We start from the raw sequence: 19616 nt of genomic DNA, 5'->3' as shown, positions 1-19616 counted from the left end.
ATACCCATCGTGTGGGACGTCAATCCGCTGCTCAAGCTTCTGATGTCTGGACACCACCACTAGGGGAACTTACCGCGATGGTCTGGAGTGATTACAGCAGGACGGCCAATGAGCAGCAGCTGCGTCCTCAGGAGTGCCATCTCGTTTTCAACCTGGCTGTGATAATGATGCTCTGACTGCCGCTGTTCATTCAATCCAGGGCACCAAGCCTTTTCCAGAATCTGCACCTCGTGATCAGTCCAATAGTGCGAACGATGCTGCAGACATCAGGACGTGACCATGAAACGCCGTGGCTGATGTGGACGCAGGCATGCCAGGGGCTGATGGCGACATGGATGACGTTCTCAAGAGCTTCAAGGATCATGATTGAAACCGATTCAGACACTGAGTTCTGAGCTATTCACCAGGAGCTCACCAGAACCTCGCAGGGTCTACACCAGAGCTGTGTAGTGGGGTTAACCAGAAGAGCTGTGATCTTGAAGGAGTCCAGGAGGCAAGGCCTCCAAACATTCACTCTTTAAAACCATGACTCAAGAACAACTGACAGCTTTCCTGGCTAACGCCAAAGGCAACAGCAGCCTTCAGGAGAAGCTAAGAGCAGCAGCCGATGCCAATGCAGTTGCTGTAATTGCCCAAGAAGCTGGATATAGTGTCTCTGCAGATGGCCTCAATAAGGCTCAATCAAGACTTTCAGAAAGAGAGCTGGAGAATGCGGCTGGAGGAACTATAAGCATCCCCACGATCATATGCTGGGGTTGTGATCCATCGGTGGCATGCTGATTGAATCAATGCCATTATCGAAAAACATCACTATAAACAAAAATTACGGGCACAGCCTTAACACTCAAAGCCCTTGCGTAGCAGGGGCTTTTTATTTATTCAACGACCTCCATATTCGCTTAAAAAGACATCCAATACCTGGCACAATTGAGCGCAGTAAGTATTAGCAAAATGCTTCAAGATATCGTTGCTATAACCTTGCAAGACTCCCGATAGCCATGACACAAGAACAACTCAACGCTTTCTTGGCTTGCGCCAAAGGCAACACCAGCCTTCAAGAGAAGCTCAAAGCTGCAGCCGATTCCGATGCAGTGGTAGCAATTGCCAAAGAAGCAGGGTTTAGTATTTCTGCTGATGAGCTCAATAAGGCCTAAGAGCTTTCTGAAGAGGAGCTGGAAGGCGTTAGTGGTGGTTACTTTTACGCTTTTACGTCGGATCAAGGTGGACCGGACAATCCCAGCCCCTGCTGAGGAGTTCTTCAATAGTCTGACGAATTCCATAAACCAGCCTTCAAGGCCTGGCACTATTGTGCGCTATTGAGCAAAAGGAGATAAAAAGAAGGCTCTAGAATAGGGATAAAAGTAACCACATGAATGAATTCAGACACTGTTAGCATTGCTCGAGTGGTTACGGGCGACGCCACAACCATGGTCAATCCGAGTATTACATATCCATAGACAATCTGATGTCATTCTACACCTATGGCATACCAATCCCCAAGCATTTAATCACATTCTTATTCTCATAGTTTGTAAGCGTGAAGCCACTATTATCTTTTAAATATTTTCGGTCACCGACATAGTCCCAGCCCCATCTTCCACCTAATCTGTCAGTGAGCATAAATGTAAAAGTTCCATGTCCAGGTTTATCCCAAACGTAAGACATTCTTGGACCATCTTGCCAAATCAAAGTAAATTTACGAAATTCACCTTGCTTGATGTAACGGACCTCGGTCCAAGTTCCTCCATTGAATTGGCAGGGGATAACGTGACTGCTTCCTTTAGCCTCGACAGTTAATCCAGTGAGGGTGAGCGCTGCAGCGATGAATGTGGTTCTGATCATTGCGTGAAGGGGCATTAGTCGGCAAATAGCCCATGGAGGGAAGCATCGTCTTAAGCCACAATCGATTCAGGACATAGCGACTATCAAAGAACAGCTCCACAACGTTGTTGGCATAGTGATCATGGATAACTTTTGCAGATACAGGATCAGCCGCTCGACCTCACAGCTCTGGAGTGAGGATAGAACCAAATCTGACTTTTCATCTCTGCATAAACGACAATGGTATCAAACGAATCAATTAAGGAAAGATCACTGTCCTGTAGTTGCCTATTTCACTGATATAAGTATTCTTGTTGCAACACCAATTTGCGCAACCGAAGAGCTAATTCTATATAAAATCGAGCCGCAATACGGAAACTGAATTGGTGAAGGGTAATAACAATGAAGCAACCCCCTCTGAGGATGGATCAATGAAAGAGACCAACACACCTGGTGGCAGGAATCTCCAAGGCTTCATCGATTGGGTTGTAGCTTCGTGGAAGGCAAAAGTATCCTGGTGTGTGACCAAACTTCACCAGATCAGTTTATAAAGGAAGTAAAATGGTTGATGCATTTACAGCCAAATTGAAGGAACGGACAACATTACTGCTTTCTGATTCACCACTGTGTCTAATGCAGAAACCAAGGGTCTACTGTGAGAATCAAAACATCCAGTTCTCGTTCTCAACATTGCTGATCCTTGAGAAAACAGGGGGACAGACTGGCACATAGCAACCTGATCAAACGAGAGTACTAGTGCAAGAATAAAATGCCGACATGATTCAAAGTGATGGAAACCACGATCTGGACATTTAGCCTGAGCGTCCCTTTCACAGAATGGGTCAAGATCTATGACAGTGAGGATGTTACTAATATGCACACATCAGCTGGTATCAAAACACTGTTCCGTGGTAATAGCAAGGACGATCCATCTCAAGTTTGTGCTGTTCAGCAAGCACCTATTGGTGTCGCACAAAAACTTTTCGAGGAAAACAAAGATATGATAAAAGGATCAGGACATATCATTGAAAGCACAGTCGTTAAAACCTATACAGAAAATTGATCAAGGTTTAGTAGCAGATGATCACAACCAATCAAGTCCCCGCTCAAAGCGGAGGTTTGCTTGGTTGATGAAAGACAAAAATCTAACAAATTACTCAAATTTATGCAATAAAACCCGATCGCGCCGAATCTAAGACTAAACCTAAAGACAAATAAGAACATTGCTCAAAACTAAACTCAACTACTCCAATTTGAGCCAATTAAATATGGATTCTAACATTGAAACGAAACAAGTAAACCAATCAAATACAGGATTTAGCAAGATCACTAGTAAAACAAATCAAGCTAAGCAAGAGGCAGCTAAGTTAATCCCAAATCTGATCAGTACAAAATCGTAGCGCTTTGAATTCTCCATAGAGTTTCAACCATTCAACAATCGATGAAAGTGATACTAACGATCAACGCAGCTCAAACGGCAGCCACTCATTGATTGATTTCCAAAATAAACCTTAAACAAGCCTGTGATCAACGTGTGAAAGATAAATCTTGGATAAAGCGATCAATGAGGATAAGTTTTTGAAGGAAGCCCCTTACCCCGTATAATAATGAAATATCCCATTACTGTATTGAGTGATCAATCAATGGATTTTCACATCGTGATTCTTGATGAATTTATCAATAGCTACCCTGAAATTAAATGGGACAATTGGAAAGACTATGTGAGGGAGCAGATGATCAGCCAGGGCGATCACTGGTCAAAAGCATCGTTATCAGGAAACGATATATGGGATTGTTTAGATAAGCATAAAATCAATCCCCTCCATCTCGTGCAGTGGAAGCCGATCGAGGACACTCTGTATCAAGTTAGCCTTCCTGATCATCCACATCCATTTGATCCTGCGTTGTAAATCAATGGTATTGAGGGTTACAAAATAGTGATTTAAACAAATAAAATATAGTTTGTGAATACAAACTTCTTAGCTTCAAATATCAATAGAATTAGGACTATCAATAATATAACTATAAGTTAAATCAAAGCCAACCCGACTAACCTTGGGACATGGAGCCAGGTAACAATTGAGAACTAGTGACAAATGAGATTCGCAGATACAAAAGTTTTGACAGGCTTAAGCACTCGACAAAAGCCATTTGTCCTTATCTTAATAAGAATAAAAGAGGATCGAAATGAGTGACCGCAAAGCACCTTATTTTCATCTAAGCAACCAATATTTTTATCTTGCCTTTTCTGTCGTACTCTCATTCCTTTTTGGATGGTCGCTAGAAGTGTATCTACTGCAATAAAAATAAATTGTCATTATTAGTCCAAAGTAAAGCAGTCAGAGAATTAAGTTTAGTATATATAATAACTGTCAAGATATTCTAACTTTTTAAATGGCTACTCATCAAAATAAATATAGAATCGAAGAGTTGAACCCATTCCAAGAATGGCATCTGCATGGATCGACAGGTAGCAAACAGGTGGCAATTTACTGGGCAAAATCCCTTAGCGATAAAATCAAAAGATCTGTACGCGTAATTGATCAAACAAACAAAATAGTCAAACAGATTGATAACTAAGCTATACGGAAAATAGGTTTAATAGGTTATGTCTACAGGATGACAATCATAGCATGGATTAAATATCTAAAAAGAAAGCAAGCAAAGCCTAGTGGTTAGCTGAAACACAAATAACGACAAATGCAAAAATCAAAGAATCAATCTGACGCTATTACGAAATTGATATTCTAGTTGTTTTAGAGATTACTAATCAGACATAGAGAAGAGATGAATCAAAATATTTGCAATCGTAAAAAATGGCGGGGAATTAACGAGAGCAAGTGAGAGCTACGAGCACAACTTGCAGGATAGAGATATCAAAGCATTATACTGCTTGATAAGATTGAAACATCTTAAAATACAATCATAAACGTTAAAATAGATATATATGGGAATTATTGTTTCAAAGGGCCAGAAGAAAAATAGTGTTTGCAGAACACTAATCAACTTCAGTATGGTCAGCTTGATAACAAGGCTTCCAATAACCACCAACCTTCAAAACATCATTGCAACCCATTCGCTGGGCCGCGAGACGTGCCATTTTTTCGTCGGTATACATTAATTGACTTTCAAGATGGGAATTCTTCTTCAATGCATGAGGGTGTGAATGGTGAATATGAGGGATTTGTTGCTTAGTTCCGGTTAAATTGACGAATCCCATGCTCAGCGGGCCCGCTGTCCAAACCGCCATTGTATTTAATCCGACGGAAAGTAATCCCATACCAACAACAGACGCAGTAACAGCTCCCATTGATACAAGTCCTATGCCTACTACTCCCATTGGCACCACACCAATACAAACCACACCCATAGGAACGATTCCAATGGCGACAACTCCGAGCGGGGCAATCCCAAATGCAACTTTTTTTGGTTTCGAACCACAGTGTGCTGGTGAATTGGTATTTGTTTCTGGTGATTCAGTAGCCATTGGTCGAGAACTATCGCTCTTTTACACTAGACAGAGAAGAAAGAAGCAACCATTGAAATTTGCAGGCTTAGTTCAGCAGGACAGTCCATAGCTCACATGAAGCTTATCTAACAATCAAAAAGCACAATCAATTGGATTGCGATTGGGTAGCTACGACATGGATTTCCTCTGCAAGCTTTTTGATAGCGACCAAAGTGTCGCGATCAGTCTGAGCCTGTTGTTCAGCAATTTCACTTTGGATATTCTGACCAACAATAATGATCGAAAGAAGAACCAACTGAAGAAATGTTTCGGCAATCCAAGAAACAATTTCTAAAGGATCTTCTGATGACAACGCTTCGGGTAACGAAATCAAGGCGATGAACGCAAACAAATAGGCACAGGTCATTGTGCCAACCTTTTCTGTAACGAACAAAGCAACTTGTTTATTGAAGTCTCGGAACTGCATTACAGGCAATGATCTAAGGGATTTATTTTAAACTAGTAACTCAGAGGACGGCAAATGACTAGAAATGGTTAAAAATGGAGTCATTCTCAGTTGAAACAATGGTGAATCGATACTTTGGCCCACAGAGTTATAACTTATCAAATTTGAAAAGCCAAAATAGTATCCAGAGATTATGCTTAAATACAGAACATTTAAAAGATTTTCTTCTGGTCACACTGATGCTGAGCTAATCAGTATGGCCGTAAAGAAAAAAAAATGCAAAAAACATTAAAGTCTATAAAAATCAGCACAAATGAAACGCATCAAGCCATTTCAAAATTATTAACAGTTCTCGCTGGGCCAGCCCATCAACAAATGATCTCCATGAACCAATGAAATACAACTTGAGCTCTTCATGGAACGCGCCAAGACAGAAGCCTCTGAAGGAGTTGCCTTAATCAAAGCCTACGCTCCCCATGGAAATGCAGTGCTGAGCCAAGCACAACAAAAACTGGATGCCCTTGCTGAGTTATCGGTAGTGCATCAATTGGCCATAGAAAGGTTTGACATCATGTAAATCCTCAGCAATTCTGGTGTTTGTATTGGACGCAACAACCGCTGAACTGAAAGCAAAGATTCCACATAACTGCCGATCAAACTCAATGGGAGCAATCATTGCTGGTCTAGCCATCAAGCTCTTTAAAACAGCATCTACACCAGTGCAGTCGCAATTTAGGGGATTTTGTTGGTGACTTTAGGTCTGGCGCTTGAAGGTGTAGCAACCTCCGTGGTAACCGGTGAAGGGTTGGGCATATGTCACCAATTCCCAGCCTTGAGCACCGAGTTCATTCATCAGCTCAACCAAACTGACCTGCTGAGGATGGTTTCTGGAGATCAAAGGTTTGTCATCCAGCCATAGCTCTTCAATCTCTCCCGTCCAGCTCTTGCCACGGGGAACAAAGCGTAGCTGTGTGTATTCCCAAGCCATCAATGCTTCATGAGTGGCTGAACTCTAAAGCCATGTGCTGAAAAATGAACGGGGATCACTCAAACAGGTGATTCAACAACAGTGACACGATCAAGATGATGTTTGCTATCACATCAAGGGGAAACAGGCAAAGCGCTGTCAGAGAAACGATTAAATGCCAGGGCCAACAGCACTACGGATCTTTGAGAAGCGCAACAGGGCTTGAGGCTGCCCCGGCGGACCGATCCGTGTGATCCTTTGGTTCCGGTCAAAGATCAACGAAAAGGCCGTGCAGGGGTCTGCACAGGTGGAGCTGGAGCAGCAGACCAAGGGTCAGAACCACTGTCGCCCTTAAGCCTGCTCCCTTATGAAAAATGGCAACATGGCTGAATGCAGATGTCTTGTTCTGAAGTGTGGACCTCAAGTGTGAGCAATGAGCAAGACGCCGAATTATTTCTGGTTGTCCTGGGTGGCCGCTGCGCCAATTGTCACGTTGAGCTCCATGATGTGCGCTGGGTAGTGGGCACGAACATTGAGGACACGATTCCGAAACTAAAACAACAATGGTTTGGGCTGAAAAGCGGATTACATATCGACAGTTACAAGGCCATTCGGCATGTCGATGGTTACGCCATTGAGCTGATCGAGGGTCACGATGTCGGAAAGGAGAAAGCGATATCGGCAAGCTCGACGAGCGAAAAGCTTTGGTTTATCAACCTGGGAGGCTACGACTGCAACTCATTGCAGGAATTGCACCAGTTTGGGCTTGTTGTGGCTCCCAGTAAGCAAGCCGCTAAAGCACGTGCTCGTCGGCGTTGGCTAAGTAGTGCCTTACAGGTCCATAAGGATGACTTACACAGCATCATCAACCTGGACACAGTCGATGACTGTTTACCCATCTTCAGCCTTGAAGGGTGGCAAATCCATCTAAAACCGGAGCCAGGCATTGCCGACACAGAACTGAAGCCAGATTGGTTTGGATATTGGCGGATCGATGGAAGAGTGCCAAAGCCACGCCCTGACTGATGTCACTTTTATCAAGCATCAATTCAGAGCAGATCACAACGTTAAATCAACCTGAGCTGTTTGTAGAGCTTAAACATGAAATCAAACAGTGTTCAAATGAACAGTCCATTGCGATCATGCAACTTCACAAGATCAACAAATTTTATATTCAACATTCAAACTTAGTCAAATCTTCATCGCACGACAACAATAAGATTTGAGGTAGTGTTAAACCATCCCATGATAAACAAAAGAACTGAAATTCGAAAAGCAAATTCTTTCACAATGAGATTCACAATTATGGCACTCTACGAAAGCTCGGAGTAAAGCGGGATGTGCATAAAATCATCAAGCAAAACTGCTTTAGCAAAAAGAAACATCTAAGATTGAGTCCATCATACTTTGCAGCCAGATTTCGAGACAATAAATAGATTAAATACTTGTTTAAATATGGCAAAAGATAAAAAACAAGCGTACTTTTTGAAAGGAATTAGACCTAATAGCGCTCCGGGAGCCGGGGCATATCGCCTAAGTAAAACTCTTTATACAAGGCCCTAGCACCTTCCTCGTTTCTAGTATCAATCAACATGATAATACGACTCTTCCACCATTCTTTAATTGGGCCGGCATCTCTCTTAATAAAGGAATGAGGCGGGATATCCATAAAAATCACAACAGTTGGAGATTTTCTATTTGATTCGAGATTCTATGTAAAGCCATCCTTACACAATGTAAGTAGCAGCAACTACAAAGTATCCATTACAACAATTTTGCTCCTCTCATTGTCTGAAAATTCAAAGAGTAAACTTGGGGTAGTTATTAGAAGAAATTGTCAAACTTGCTAAATGTTTCAAGCTAAATGATAACCATCGCAGACAAGGTGCACGCAATGAGCACAATTGACACACAAATGAAAAACTCTAATCAGGTGCTTCGTTTGCTTTATTTGCATTCAATTTAAATTAAAAGTGGCCATTGATAAATACAGATATATTGAGATCCTGTTGAAAATACAAGAATGCGGTACAACACCTGCAATAAGACTCGCCCAAATGAGGCATCCTGGGACGAACTCTTGCCAGCTAAATCTCGTGTTTTATAATTTGACCTCTATTCATTGAAGTAGATAATCACCTGAGGATGTAAACGCTAAAGTTGTCACAATTGGAGAACTGGCAAACTTGTAATGGTTGAGCTAGCTACTATTGCCGTTAGAAAAACGTAAGGTAAAAACAAAGATCAACAAAAGCTATGTTTTGATTTTTGAATCAATGAGTATCAACAAAAGTCGTTAAAGTTTCTGGCTTCTGGAGGAAGCGACTCAATTGCTAGAGCAGAATTAATTTAAGACTCACGATACACTTTAACCAAGCCAGACGAATAAAGAGTGAAATGATTATCCTATTACTTTCAGGGCTTATCAATAAAAAAGATTAAGTTATTGAAGAAAAATAAAGCCTTATTGGGTAAGAGATCAGTTATGAATTGCAATCAATCATTTATTTTTATGAAAAGATGATTTGTTATTCTTAAATATTTTAGCTCCGTCCCAACCCACGAAGAAAGCGAAGATGATCGCCCCATATGCACTGGGTACAATTACGCCTTCTTTCACCATCGAAATGAATGCCATTACAAGAAACACTAACCACCACGCGAAAGACCATCTATCATTCTTCGCTGACACAATGAAAGTTGCGATTATTCAAATTCTAGACCGTTAAATGGGTCCGATAATGACGGAAAAGCTGCCTTAGCAGTGCGAAGACTGATCAGGATCAGTGGCAATCTGCAAATCGAACAAAACGCAATAGCTATGTGATCGAGACCAGACATCAACAACTAGGGAAGTAACAACCAACCAAGGCGCGCAGAGGTCAGCACAAAAGACCTAGTGAGGCAAGCCAAAGTTAATCGGCCGATCAGAGCGTGAGGCGCCTCGATAAAAACGGCCATAGAGCAGTCTAATTGTCAATTAGACAATGATTCCAAAACCATGGCCTTCAGTGAATGGCGATTATAAACATTAGATTCTTCGATTTGGTATAATTGCTATATGCGATTTCAGCCATGTTAATGCGAAAAGTCCTGCCCTGAAATTTTCAAATAAGAACAAGACAACTATGCATGAGTCAATCGATAGACTTATAATTCAATGTGACTGATACAATCAAAATAAGGAATTGCCAGTTTACATGAATTTCGACGATTCATCAACGGTGTAACAAGCGAAGCATAAGTCTATTACAAATATTAAAAATCAGTTGCACTCATTCGCCGCCAATATGCTATTGCTGTGGTCAACAGCACCACATTTTTTGAAGAGAAAAATTTTTTTCTTAGTTTATTCAAAAGCTAAGAATCGATTTATGTACTCCACTGACAATCAATCTCTTCAGTAGTGGGTATGAATGGCAACAGAGGTGCACTTCCAATTGAGGCTGTGGCAGCTCTCCAAAACTTATGAGGACTCACATCTCCAGCCATGATTTTAGAGTCTGGATGAACACGCAATTGCACAGTTGCCCCAACTACTGATGGTTCAGCGAATAATATTTTTACAAACTCTCTTACTAATTCCTCCCATGTAGAATTTTTGGCAGAGTTTCGGTTGGTTGCCTCAATGAAGAAAGTAGTTTTACTATATAACGATAGTCAGGAACACCTGTATTGAAAGCCTTGTCCTGCGTAGATCTAGATTGTGATGCAACAATACCAGTTTTATACCTAAAAGCAATAAAAATATCAAAGATCGTTCCACCTTGTCTATCAGCAAAAATGTTAAGCCTCTGTATGAAAAAATCCTCTGTAATGGACAATCTATCTTCCTTAGAAGCAGAGTAACTTCCAGAGCTTTGAGCTATCACCTGGCGAGATTCAACCGCAATACCGGAAAGAAATGAAACAAAAGTTGCGGATATTAAAACACCCTTCAAGACAGGAAACTTTTGAAGAAATTTAGAAAACAGGGCTCTGAAATTGTTTGGATCATTGGCGAAGAACAAACCTATCAAAAACAATATTAAAGCATCAAAAATAATATATTTATTATATCTCTCGAGACTGTATCGAAAGCAACATTAAAAAAGTTATTTATCTTAGTTGTTTGACAGGCTGAGTCTTGGGCTTTAACTGAAAGAAGATACATTCAGCGACTGAAGAGTTCACGATCGTTAGCAGACAAACCTCAATCTGAATAATCAACAATTAACCTACAGCAAATAACCACCACTGCTCAAGTCTTGACGGTGTGGCATACCAAGAAGGTCCAAACAAGCCACCATGAGCAGTGTTTGGGAGAATTAAGTGGCGTGCATCGTGAAGCAACGCCGAGTCCACGGGTACGAGACCATCACCCCTAACGTCCATGGATCCAGCGATGCTGCGATAGCTACCCATTGCAAAGCGACGACTAAAATCAGAAGCGTTGGTGCCCTCTAGATCAAGCTCACCAGCAATAGCTACATAATCGACACCAGGTTCGTGACATCCAGGAAAGCAACGATCAACCATGGCCCTTAAGGGTGTAGCGCGAACGGCCTGGTGAGGACTGCCCAAGCTAATCAACCGATCACATTGGGTTGCTCCTGCAAAGGAACGACCTTGAAACAATTGACTACTGAGATAAAGCCGCAACATGACCCCTCCCGAACTGTGGCCAATCAGGGTCACGCGCCCGGTGGGCGATTTGTCCAGGAGCTCATTCACCAACGCATCAACTCGATCCAGAACTCTCCGCCATCCAAACCCCCAGCTCGTCAAAAGCCAGTCAAAGCGACTGACTGGAACGACTTGAGCATCCTGAACGCCCTGCTCCATCAGCCACTCGGCCATCGGTTGATAGGCCTCCCTGGTGATCAGAAATCCTCCGAGGATGACCACCGGCTGGTTCGGATCAACGGAGTTCATGAGGAAAAAATGAAACCCAAATACGCTGGAAAATAAGCATGGACTACGTAAACCGCACACATAGCGCAACAGCGTGCGAATTGGCTAACCGTAGGTGCCTGAATAGACACCAGGGAGGGCAATAGAAGCCCTTGCGGTTGGCGGCGCTGGTGCATGGCTTCATCGGTAAAGCCCACCGATATCCCAGCTGGCAGTTCACACAAACGTCAAAACGATTGCGTTCTTTCGTCGCCACATGGGGTTTTGTGCTGAGTCCACCAACCAACACCCCAATAAACCAACAAGCCAACATCCCAGACCAGCCTTGTGCTTTGCTCAAGTGAGCAAACTCTTCGAAACAGAGCAGGGAGCTGCATTGATCATGGCAAAGAGATTCCGCCCAAGCTCAAACAGGAATCACATTGGTTCAGGCGCAGCCAAGCATGGAACTCACCGCTGATCTTCAGCATTCGTGAATGAAGGGAGTTTCTAAACAGTCAGGGTTATCCCTTGTCAACGCTCCAGCCAGCACCAGTGGAGGAGAACCAGGACCGATGAAACTCTCTGAATTTAACAACGGCGATCAACTGCAGATTAATCGTGTCAAAGCACCTGGCGAAAAAGTTCCCACGAGGAGCCATGCCCTGACGATCATCAGCTCACAGCACACCAAACAACATCGGTATTGCCCCCGATTTAATTCGGGATGGAGACATTGATGAATGGATTGTGCTCTCCCTCAACGGCAGCTGGAACAAAGAAAGAAAGTAGCCTTAAAACCCGGTACTGAATCCCCATCAGATCAGCGGGCTTCCGATTGATTGAGCCAACGGACAACTCAAAAAAAGAAAATGAGTCACCGAAACTCAAGAAAAGTGGAATGAGGAAGGGTTAAAAGGTATATCTGGAGCTGGAGAAACGAACTCTATGCCTCAGGTCTGAAGGAGCGAATAGAACTGGGACTTCATTCGTTATTCAGTTTTCACTATACATAAAGAAAAAGGAGAGCCAGGTCATAAAGGTGTAATGATCAGTAATGGCTGCTAAACCTAAGGAATGCCTGTGGATGCTGTTCCCTACTGACAGAAGATAGTGATGTTAAGGACTTTACAGTTAGGAACGATTGCAGTGCTTGCCCTGGTGACGATTGTTGTGGTTGGAGTCGATCAAGGAAGACAACCAAGCAGCGATCGACCAGCCGAAAGCAAGGGACAACTGGAACGCCTGAGACATGAGCATCTTGACGATGCAGTACCACTAAGGAAATGACCTACACCTCGAAAAAGCCGTACATCTGATGGATCCCAAGGGCTAAATAGAGGGCGATAAAAGCTGATGGCGACTTACCCAGGCTGTCTACTATTACTGAGGAGGATCTAAATGTAGATGCTGGTGACCAAAGGGCAAGCAAAGAAACAGGTGAGCAATAAAAAAGATAGAAACGTAGAGTTAAAGCAGATCAATAATGATTCTCATACCAAATCGCATCGATTGAGACCGGATTCATCGAGTGCTCTCAGTCAGGAGAGACCAGCGCAGGTCGATAATTTGCATTCAAAGCCTCTTGAGTTCGGCACTGAGAGAAAGCCAAAGCATCACTCCTAAAGAGCTGTGACAGGTCAAGGTGACTAGGCCGAATGATGACTCGGCCTGGAGGCGCTTCAAAACCTCGTCAAAACGATCCAATACTCGCTGCCAGCCAAAACCACCAGCTGTTCAGCAACCACTCATAGCAGGAAACTGGAACAAACCTGCGTCGACCACACCCTGCTCCATCGACCCATCACCCATGGGCGTGAAAACCTCTGCAGTGATATGGAAACCACCCAGAATCACAACAGACTGATATTGGTCTATGGGAGCTATGACTCCGATCGCACCCAAAAACGCCATGATCCTTAGAGTGCAGGACAATGCGATGTCAACGGAAAAAGTTGCTGACTATCCACGTCCTCCAAGGCTTGAGGTAAGCCCTGATCATGTTCTGGTGAAGGTGGGCGGAGAAGTCCTCTTCGACGGCAGTGGATGTCAGCGAGTGCTTGAGACCTTTCACCCACCCACGTATTACCTTTCTCCAACAAGCACCAACCAGAAAATCTTAATTCCCGCTAGTGGTCGCAGCTTCTGCGAATGGAAGGGAGTTGCCGATTATTTCGATATAAAGGCTGGTGGACAACGCATACACCGGGCAGTATGGCGGTACACCAATCCAACAGATTCATTCCGATCAATTGCAGGATGGTATGCTCTTTACCCAGGATTGATGGACGGTTGTTGGCTTAATGGGGAAGAGGTAACCGCTCAGCCAGGAGGATTCTACGGAGGCTGGATTACATCAGCAGTGGAAGGTCCCTTTAAAGGGGATCCTAGTCATCCAGAACTCATCTAATCAACTCGATGTGTTGACAAAGGATTAGATATTGCAACAAAAGACCTAGGAATCAATATCACGCGTCGTTCAACCATTGCTGTTTAACTTGCTCGTATAAAAGACGTTGCCTAGAAGTTGTGACCAGGCTGTCAAGACAAAGCCTATAACCTGATTGCGGATCACAGAAAATTTTCTGGGAGGTTTCAGCAATCCACTCGATAAACCTGGATGCACCAGATTCTGGTAATTTGAGTGTTTCAGTATATCTTTCTGCCTCAAGATCGCGCAAGGACGGCAAGATCTCTCGATAGTCAGAAAGTTGCAAGAGAAGAAACTGTTCAGCCAACCAACAATCTTTCAATGAAAGGCATGTTCGTTTTTCACAAATTTCAGGATCAGCACAAGTAATATACCTTAATCGACCAAGATAAGGAATAGATTGAAGATGATCAACCTGATCAATATCACAGTAGCCAATGGTAACCAATTCAGGATGGTTAATAATTTCAGCCACATAAAGTGCTGCTTGCAAATCGCCGTCATCAATGGCATCAGTCAACCAATTCACAATCGAAGGAATTGCCATATCAAGCAAATGAATATTCCTACATTAGGTAGTCACGGATGACCCCAACACTCAATTGAACTACAGGGACGTGTCTTATCGTCAAAACTAAGCTAAGACACTAAAAGCACTACTATTGCACAAAAAGAGAGCCGAACAGATTAATTAGAGTAATTGAAATCATTGAATACCTGAAGTAACTGACATACTCCTAAAGATTTGCTAGGCTAAAAATAACGTCTTTTAAATCATGACACATACAATTGGAATTGTGGCAACTCTTGTTTTTCTAGGCATAGGGGCTTCCAGCAATGCTGGTTCAGTGACAGGAACGGGCTTCGACAAATCAGCAATAATTGACAATCTCAAAACGAATGTGCCACAGGGCGCGAAGGTTACAGAAAAAAACTGCGAAAAAGTGGGAGTTCCTTCTGGAGGCGACAACAAATATCGCTGCACACTAAACTGGGAGTAATCATACTAAAAGCTGCAAAACTAAACAATGACTAAGTCCTAGTACCAAAAAAAGAGACTCGACAAAAAAGATGAAAAGATTGTCTTTAGGGCTCAACCCAACAAAAGCGAATATACAAACAGGGAGCTTAGATCTCTAAACGCCAAAAAAGAAGCATTGTACCTCTTACGGAATTGGTTGGGCACAATAAGCTAGAATGTTGTTAGTATCAAGATAGGTTCCAAGTTGAACATGAATACAGACATAATTAACCCATGGACGAACTAATTCGACTGTTAAGAGAAGATCCGAGGGATATCAGTATCCCTGAACTCATTGTGGAAACTGAAAATAAATCTAACGTTGATCTCAGCAAAACTAGTGAACTTCTAACAGGTGTTTGGGAGCTTCGCTGGAGCAGCGCCACGCAACCTTGGCTTAAGCAGGCAAACTGGCTGGAAAATATCCAAGTGCTCGACCCTGCGAGCTCTCGAGGTATGAATCTGTTGCGCCTTGCCGGACCATTAGGAACGGTAGCAGCAGTAACCGTTGAAGCCGAACTAACAACTGACAACACAAACCGAATCGGCGTGAGATTTCGAAAAGGAGGCTGGAGAGGGCCTGCATTGCCGGGTGGACGGCGACTCGAATTGCTGAAGACAGTCAACCAATCGTTTCCGGCATGGCTGGACATCACCGCACTTTCGAATGAATTGCGAATATGCCGAGGCAATGCAGGAACGACATTCGCCCTTCTCAAAAGACATGACATGGCTGTCTCTAAATTTTTTCCTCCAACCACAGAGCGAGGATGAGATCTTCTCAAAATGATTTAGAGGGTTTTGGCGGTGATTGAAGCAATAAACAGCCCGTTCTACCGCAAGGGCTTCGATGATTTATACGTTTAACGTACTTACTTAACGCCGAATACCTAAACGTACTTATCTATATGCTATCCCAGCCAATCAGTAGCAGCAGAGGATATGCTGTATAACTAATGTCCCCGCTCCTCCAGCAGCTCCTTCAAGCTCATCGTCAGATAGAGATTACCTCAATTGAATCTCGTTTTCAGGGATTAAGAATTCCGCTGCTTTTGTGATGTCCATTGCTTCCTTAGGGGAGGCTACCGGCTTGCATGTGTTTTGCAATACGGTATCGGATCAATCTTTTTCAATGAAGGCTGTGAGTGGCTCTTCTGACATAGATATCAGGACTGTACAGCAATCATAGCAACGGCCTACTGCTGAGTCTTTGGCTGATAATTACTGCGATCAGTGATACCAGACATTGAATACAAAGTCGTGCTCTTATTGATGTAATTCATGCAAAAATACATGACAGTTTCAGGAGAGTCTGAGCCGTGGGTGACTAGTGAAAACAGCGTTTCGTGTATGGAACGCACCAGAAGATACCATCACTCCCGCCTACCACACCTTCTAATTCAGAGTCCCTGAGCTCAGTAATTTTTTGCCCCCTTAATTCATAACCATGTTCTTTAGCTATATCTACAACATCTTCAGATGACTTAGCTGCTTTTAGTTTCTCCTGAAGGCTGGTGTCGCCTTTGGCTTTGTCTAGAAAGGCTTTGAGTTGCTCATCTGACATGAGTATCAAGACTGTTCAGCAGTTATAGCCAAGAGCTGGCCTAGATGTACCCCACTTAAAACAATGGTTCATCGATAAGCCAGTGGTGATGAAGTTTTAATGAATGAACCAACTCCCTTCCCAAGCTGAAACGGATGATGAGCAAGCAGCTGACGCCAGAGCTCGACGACTTTGCCAGCTGCTCGGAGGGACAGATGGAGATTCATGAATGCTGTAGATACCTTAGATGGGTATAGCGCCAAACTGGAATTCAATCTGCTCATGAGCACAAAAGTAGCACGGCAGACCTCGACGACAAAGACAATTAGATTCTAGAAAACATTATTAAGAACTAAAAATTCTGGCCAGATAATCAATGACAAGTACATAAAGTTAATTCCATGAAACAACAAATTCTGGATTACGACATAAGCAAGTACCAATTTCAAGAGTGGGCGTGCAAGGTTCTTGGCGTGACTAGTCTAGAAAATGTACATGCATCGAGTAAAGTTAAACTATTAAACAAAAGCCCCACATCAAACCAACTGACTAATTCATTTAATGAGATCGCTGAGAGTTATCGATCATTTATATCCGACATCATCATCGGAAAGTTAGGAAGTATTAACTCATACCAGAGTCCTCCTTCATTTCGCTTTCACTACTGCGGACGAGGGAGCAGTGTATTTCATAAGGATCGTGACTTTGGTGTTGAAGACGGAAGAATGAATGTTTGGGTTCCCCTTACCAAAGTATGGGGAAGCAATAGTCTCTGGGTTGAAAGCGAAGTTGATGCCAAGGACTTCAAGCCATTAACATTAAGCCCGGGGCAAGTATTAATTTTTGATGGCGTCAATCGTGGCCATGGATCAAAGATAAATACTACAAGTCAAAGCCGTATTAGTTTTGACTTCCGCTTTATGCCAGGACCAGGTCCTGCAATGCCAACAGCATATTGACTAAAAATGACTTAAAGAATAAATATGTCTATCTATAGTCGCCATCGAATCAATGAATGCTTGCAAGATGGTCAATCACCGCAAATCCTTATTCTCCCTCACTCCTTCTACTTTAGAATCTTAAATAGTACCTAGCAGATTCATTCCGCAAAGCATAGCTGATCAACAACAGCCACTACGGTTCAAAGAATTTGATTTGGCAGTCATGAACAATCAATCTTTGCGCAAGTATATTCAACATTAAATCAAAAATTTTAAAGTTATCAATAGACTTATCGTTTGCAACTCATTACTCAACAGACTAAACTTCAAAAGCAATAAGATCATCCTTCACAGTATTAATCGCCTTGACGAATGAATGAGCAAGCGCTCACTTAAACAACAGAGAACTTTCACGTCATTTCATGCGACTCAAATACACCACCCCACGTTATCCACAATATCGGCATACATCAGAGCCGACAATCAGCTCTGATGATCTTCTTCTCAAGTAGTGTGGCAGTTTTTACTAGGGCCCCGAAATGGAAGCGGACAATCGTGACATTTGCATCACAAGGACCTATCATTTGAAGGTTGCAGGGTCCCAATGCAAGAAGACCAGCTCAAAAAATTTCTGACCCATGTCAAAGGCAATAAAGCTCTTCAAGACGAACTAAAAAGCGGGAAGAATGCGCAGCATTTTTTAGATGTTGCTGAAAAGAATGGATATCAACTCCCAATGGATGGAATCGCTGAACTGAGTGCTGCGGAACTGGAAATCATTGCTGGTGGTGGTAATGGTTGTGCTTGTCGCACAAGAGGTCAATGCATCCTGACTGGTGCCGCTTACCCGCATTAATAGCTGTACAAAAGCATAAAAACCAGCAAATGATAAACTCACCATGCTTCTTATTCAAAATTATACTCTCAATCCAGTATTCTCACAGCTTAAAAATAAACGCCTTTTCAAAACTTTTCGACAATTAAACCTATTTTTAGAAAGAGAATTTACAATGATTACCTGAAAAAATCTTGTTAAAATTTGCCATTTCTAATAAATACCCTTTAGTGAATCGATCAAATTGATACAATTCCTGATTTTCAAACCAAAGTTTGTATTTGGCCAAAATTTCATCGCCATCAAATTTAGACAGATTGCCTTTCAGAGCTTCAAAGCACATATAGTTCGCCACCCCTGCTCCGTACCCCAATGAAAAACTACTGATCCTGTCAGCGCTGTCTTCGATCAAACTTTTTGATAGCGGGGGCACTACCTGTGCAGTTGCACTAGACGCGCAAGAAGTTGCAACCGTGAGGACAACTGCAATGGTTTTAAACTTCTCAAGGCACTTAAGATTTTCAAGAAACATGGTGTGAATGGATGACGGAAGAGCCATGGCAACAGACACAAGATTACACCGTGTCGACCTGTTTTACTTTAAGTGCACACACCGCTAGAGAATGCAGCCAGGAGCACTTCCTTGATATTAATTAGACCATCAACACCCATCTTTAATTACTCCTGATAAGTGGATTCACACAGCTTCTTCTTCAGTATGATCAATCCTCTAAATAGACTTTTACCCTAATCTTAAAAACCCTCTTATATGGAAAAACAATCCAGAATCGCCAAAGCCCCCATGCCAATAGCCAACCAAATCCACCTGCGATAAGACCAACCAAAAATGAATAACCAACCAAAAAGTGACCAGTATATTCCAGGTGAAATAAAGCAACAAGAAATGCAGAACAAACAGCCACTAAATAAGTTGGAATTTTAGGGTGAAGTTTACGTTGTTCAGACATCGTTTTTTGCTTCTTTCCGGTTGGCAGCGATCATCTTGGGTCAGTCGGTACAAGCTTCCATTCAGCCCCTTCAGGGATCTCAGGGCCAACATTGATGTCTGCGGGCTCTTCAAATAAAACACGCCAATCAGCGACACGGCAGGCGACATAATCACCCCTCTCGATGCGGATACCTCCAAGGATCGATGGAGCTCCATAAAAGCCACTGATCCACTCGGATTCGACTCCTAAGCCTCCCCTAAACCAGACCCAACAACGACAGTTGGGTTGTGTGGTGGATTGCTTGGCTGCCACATGGGATCC

Annotated in this window: 21 protein-coding genes and 1 pseudogene; 11 read left to right on the top strand and 11 right to left on the bottom strand. The window is 42.8% G+C overall.

The window, feature by feature from the left end:
- Nucleotides 1–11: 11 nt before the first annotated feature.
- The 3 genes and pseudogenes from DXY31_RS16815 to DXY31_RS05450 form a co-directional block, all read left to right on the top strand.
- Complete coding sequence (locus DXY31_RS16815) at nt 12–176, top strand: hypothetical protein (protein WP_170953572.1); 165 nt, start codon at nt 12–14, stop codon at nt 174–176.
- A gap of 349 nt (nt 177–525) precedes the next feature.
- A complete protein-coding gene (locus DXY31_RS05455) occupies nt 526–780 on the top strand; it encodes a Nif11-like leader peptide family natural product precursor (RefSeq protein WP_114992792.1) in 255 nt (84 codons plus the stop codon).
- A gap of 218 nt (nt 781–998) precedes the next feature.
- Nucleotides 999–1151: pseudogene (locus tag DXY31_RS05450) on the top strand (Nif11-like leader peptide family RiPP precursor); the annotation flags it as partial.
- 328 nt (nt 1152–1479) lie between these two features.
- Here DXY31_RS05450 and DXY31_RS05445 read toward each other — a convergent pair.
- Nucleotides 1480–1842, bottom strand: coding sequence for a hypothetical protein (locus tag DXY31_RS05445; protein ID WP_114992790.1), 363 nt, complete (start codon nt 1840–1842; stop codon nt 1480–1482).
- 769 nt (nt 1843–2611) lie between these two features.
- On the opposite strand from DXY31_RS05445, the gene DXY31_RS05440 reads away from it, so the two are divergent.
- Nucleotides 2612–2884, top strand: coding sequence for a DUF3764 family protein (locus DXY31_RS05440; protein ID WP_114992789.1), 273 nt, complete (start codon nt 2612–2614; stop codon nt 2882–2884).
- Between the two features lie 580 nt (nt 2885–3464).
- A complete protein-coding gene (locus DXY31_RS05435; RefSeq protein WP_114993084.1) occupies nt 3465–3731 on the top strand; it encodes a hypothetical protein in 267 nt (88 codons plus the stop codon).
- Nucleotides 3732–4819: 1088 nt separating this feature from the next.
- Here DXY31_RS05435 and DXY31_RS05430 read toward each other — a convergent pair.
- Both DXY31_RS05430 and DXY31_RS05425 read right to left on the bottom strand, forming a co-directional pair.
- Nucleotides 4820–5308, bottom strand: coding sequence for a hypothetical protein (locus DXY31_RS05430; protein WP_114992788.1), 489 nt, complete (start codon nt 5306–5308; stop codon nt 4820–4822).
- 127 nt (nt 5309–5435) lie between these two features.
- The gene (locus tag DXY31_RS05425) at nt 5436–5756 is read right to left on the bottom strand and encodes a hypothetical protein (protein ID WP_114992787.1); all 321 of its coding nucleotides are present in this window, start codon (nt 5754–5756) and stop codon (nt 5436–5438) included.
- A 394-nt stretch (nt 5757–6150) separates the two neighbouring features.
- Here DXY31_RS05425 and DXY31_RS16810 point away from each other — a divergent pair, with 394 nt between their 5' ends.
- A complete protein-coding gene (locus DXY31_RS16810; RefSeq protein WP_170953571.1) occupies nt 6151–6312 on the top strand; it encodes a hypothetical protein in 162 nt (53 codons plus the stop codon).
- A 177-nt stretch (nt 6313–6489) separates the two neighbouring features.
- On the opposite strand, the gene DXY31_RS05420 is transcribed toward DXY31_RS16810, so the two are convergent.
- Nucleotides 6490–6723 carry a hypothetical protein gene (locus DXY31_RS05420; protein WP_114992786.1) on the bottom strand — a complete coding sequence of 78 codons (234 nt, stop codon included), beginning with the start codon at nt 6721–6723 and terminating at the stop codon, nt 6490–6492.
- Between the two features lie 405 nt (nt 6724–7128).
- Between DXY31_RS05420 and DXY31_RS05415 the strand changes: the two genes are divergently transcribed.
- Nucleotides 7129–7728 (top strand): DUF1543 domain-containing protein, encoded by a 600-nt coding sequence (locus DXY31_RS05415; protein WP_244279559.1) that lies wholly within the window; start codon nt 7129–7131, stop codon nt 7726–7728.
- A gap of 2552 nt (nt 7729–10280) precedes the next feature.
- Here the strand turns inward: DXY31_RS05415 and DXY31_RS05400 are convergent.
- Together DXY31_RS05400 and DXY31_RS05395 are read right to left on the bottom strand one after the other, a co-directional pair.
- Nucleotides 10281–10712, bottom strand: a complete 432-nt coding sequence (locus DXY31_RS05400; RefSeq protein WP_137024906.1) for a hypothetical protein — start codon at nt 10710–10712, stop codon at nt 10281–10283.
- A 202-nt stretch (nt 10713–10914) separates the two neighbouring features.
- Nucleotides 10915–11616 (bottom strand): triacylglycerol lipase, encoded by a 702-nt coding sequence (locus tag DXY31_RS05395; protein WP_114992781.1) that lies wholly within the window; start codon nt 11614–11616, stop codon nt 10915–10917.
- Between the two features lie 1897 nt (nt 11617–13513).
- Between DXY31_RS05395 and DXY31_RS05390 the strand changes: the two genes are divergently transcribed.
- Nucleotides 13514–13984, top strand: a complete 471-nt coding sequence (locus DXY31_RS05390; RefSeq protein ID WP_114993083.1) for a DUF427 domain-containing protein — start codon at nt 13514–13516, stop codon at nt 13982–13984.
- A gap of 58 nt (nt 13985–14042) precedes the next feature.
- Here DXY31_RS05390 and DXY31_RS05385 read toward each other — a convergent pair whose 3' ends face one another.
- A complete protein-coding gene (locus tag DXY31_RS05385) occupies nt 14043–14552 on the bottom strand; it encodes a hypothetical protein (RefSeq protein ID WP_114992780.1) in 510 nt (169 codons plus the stop codon).
- A gap of 708 nt (nt 14553–15260) precedes the next feature.
- Here DXY31_RS05385 and DXY31_RS05380 point away from each other — a divergent pair.
- The gene (locus DXY31_RS05380; RefSeq protein WP_114992779.1) at nt 15261–15800 is read left to right on the top strand and encodes a PAP/fibrillin family protein; all 540 of its coding nucleotides are present in this window, start codon (nt 15261–15263) and stop codon (nt 15798–15800) included.
- A 553-nt stretch (nt 15801–16353) separates the two neighbouring features.
- Here DXY31_RS05380 and DXY31_RS05375 read toward each other — a convergent pair.
- Complete coding sequence (locus DXY31_RS05375; RefSeq protein ID WP_114992778.1) at nt 16354–16590, bottom strand: Nif11-like leader peptide family natural product precursor; 237 nt, start codon at nt 16588–16590, stop codon at nt 16354–16356.
- A 380-nt stretch (nt 16591–16970) separates the two neighbouring features.
- On the opposite strand from DXY31_RS05375, the gene DXY31_RS05370 reads away from it, so the two are divergent.
- Complete coding sequence (locus tag DXY31_RS05370) at nt 16971–17528, top strand: hypothetical protein (protein ID WP_114992777.1); 558 nt, start codon at nt 16971–16973, stop codon at nt 17526–17528.
- A gap of 586 nt (nt 17529–18114) precedes the next feature.
- A complete protein-coding gene (locus DXY31_RS05365; RefSeq protein ID WP_114992776.1) occupies nt 18115–18366 on the top strand; it encodes a Nif11-like leader peptide family RiPP precursor in 252 nt (83 codons plus the stop codon).
- A gap of 136 nt (nt 18367–18502) precedes the next feature.
- On the opposite strand, the gene DXY31_RS05360 is transcribed toward DXY31_RS05365, so the two are convergent.
- The 3 genes from DXY31_RS05360 to DXY31_RS05355 all read right to left on the bottom strand — a co-directional run bounded on the left by DXY31_RS05360 (nt 18503) and on the right by DXY31_RS05355 (nt 19607).
- On the bottom strand, nt 18503–18904 hold the full coding sequence (locus DXY31_RS05360; RefSeq protein WP_137024904.1) for a hypothetical protein: 402 nt from the start codon (nt 18902–18904) through the stop codon (nt 18503–18505).
- A gap of 163 nt (nt 18905–19067) precedes the next feature.
- A complete protein-coding gene (locus tag DXY31_RS16375) occupies nt 19068–19313 on the bottom strand; it encodes a DUF4175 domain-containing protein (protein ID WP_137024903.1) in 246 nt (81 codons plus the stop codon).
- Nucleotides 19314–19343: 30 nt separating this feature from the next.
- On the bottom strand, nt 19344–19607 hold the full coding sequence (locus DXY31_RS05355; protein ID WP_170953570.1) for a hypothetical protein: 264 nt from the start codon (nt 19605–19607) through the stop codon (nt 19344–19346).
- Nucleotides 19608–19616: the final 9 nt, after the last annotated feature.

It is taken from the genome of Synechococcus sp. UW179A, assembly GCF_900473965.1.
In the GTDB taxonomy this organism is placed as follows: Bacteria; Cyanobacteriota; Cyanobacteriia; order PCC-6307; family Cyanobiaceae; genus Synechococcus_C.
The sequence above is the reverse complement of the archived record's forward strand: the minus strand, read 5'-3'. Positions and strand labels throughout refer to the sequence as shown.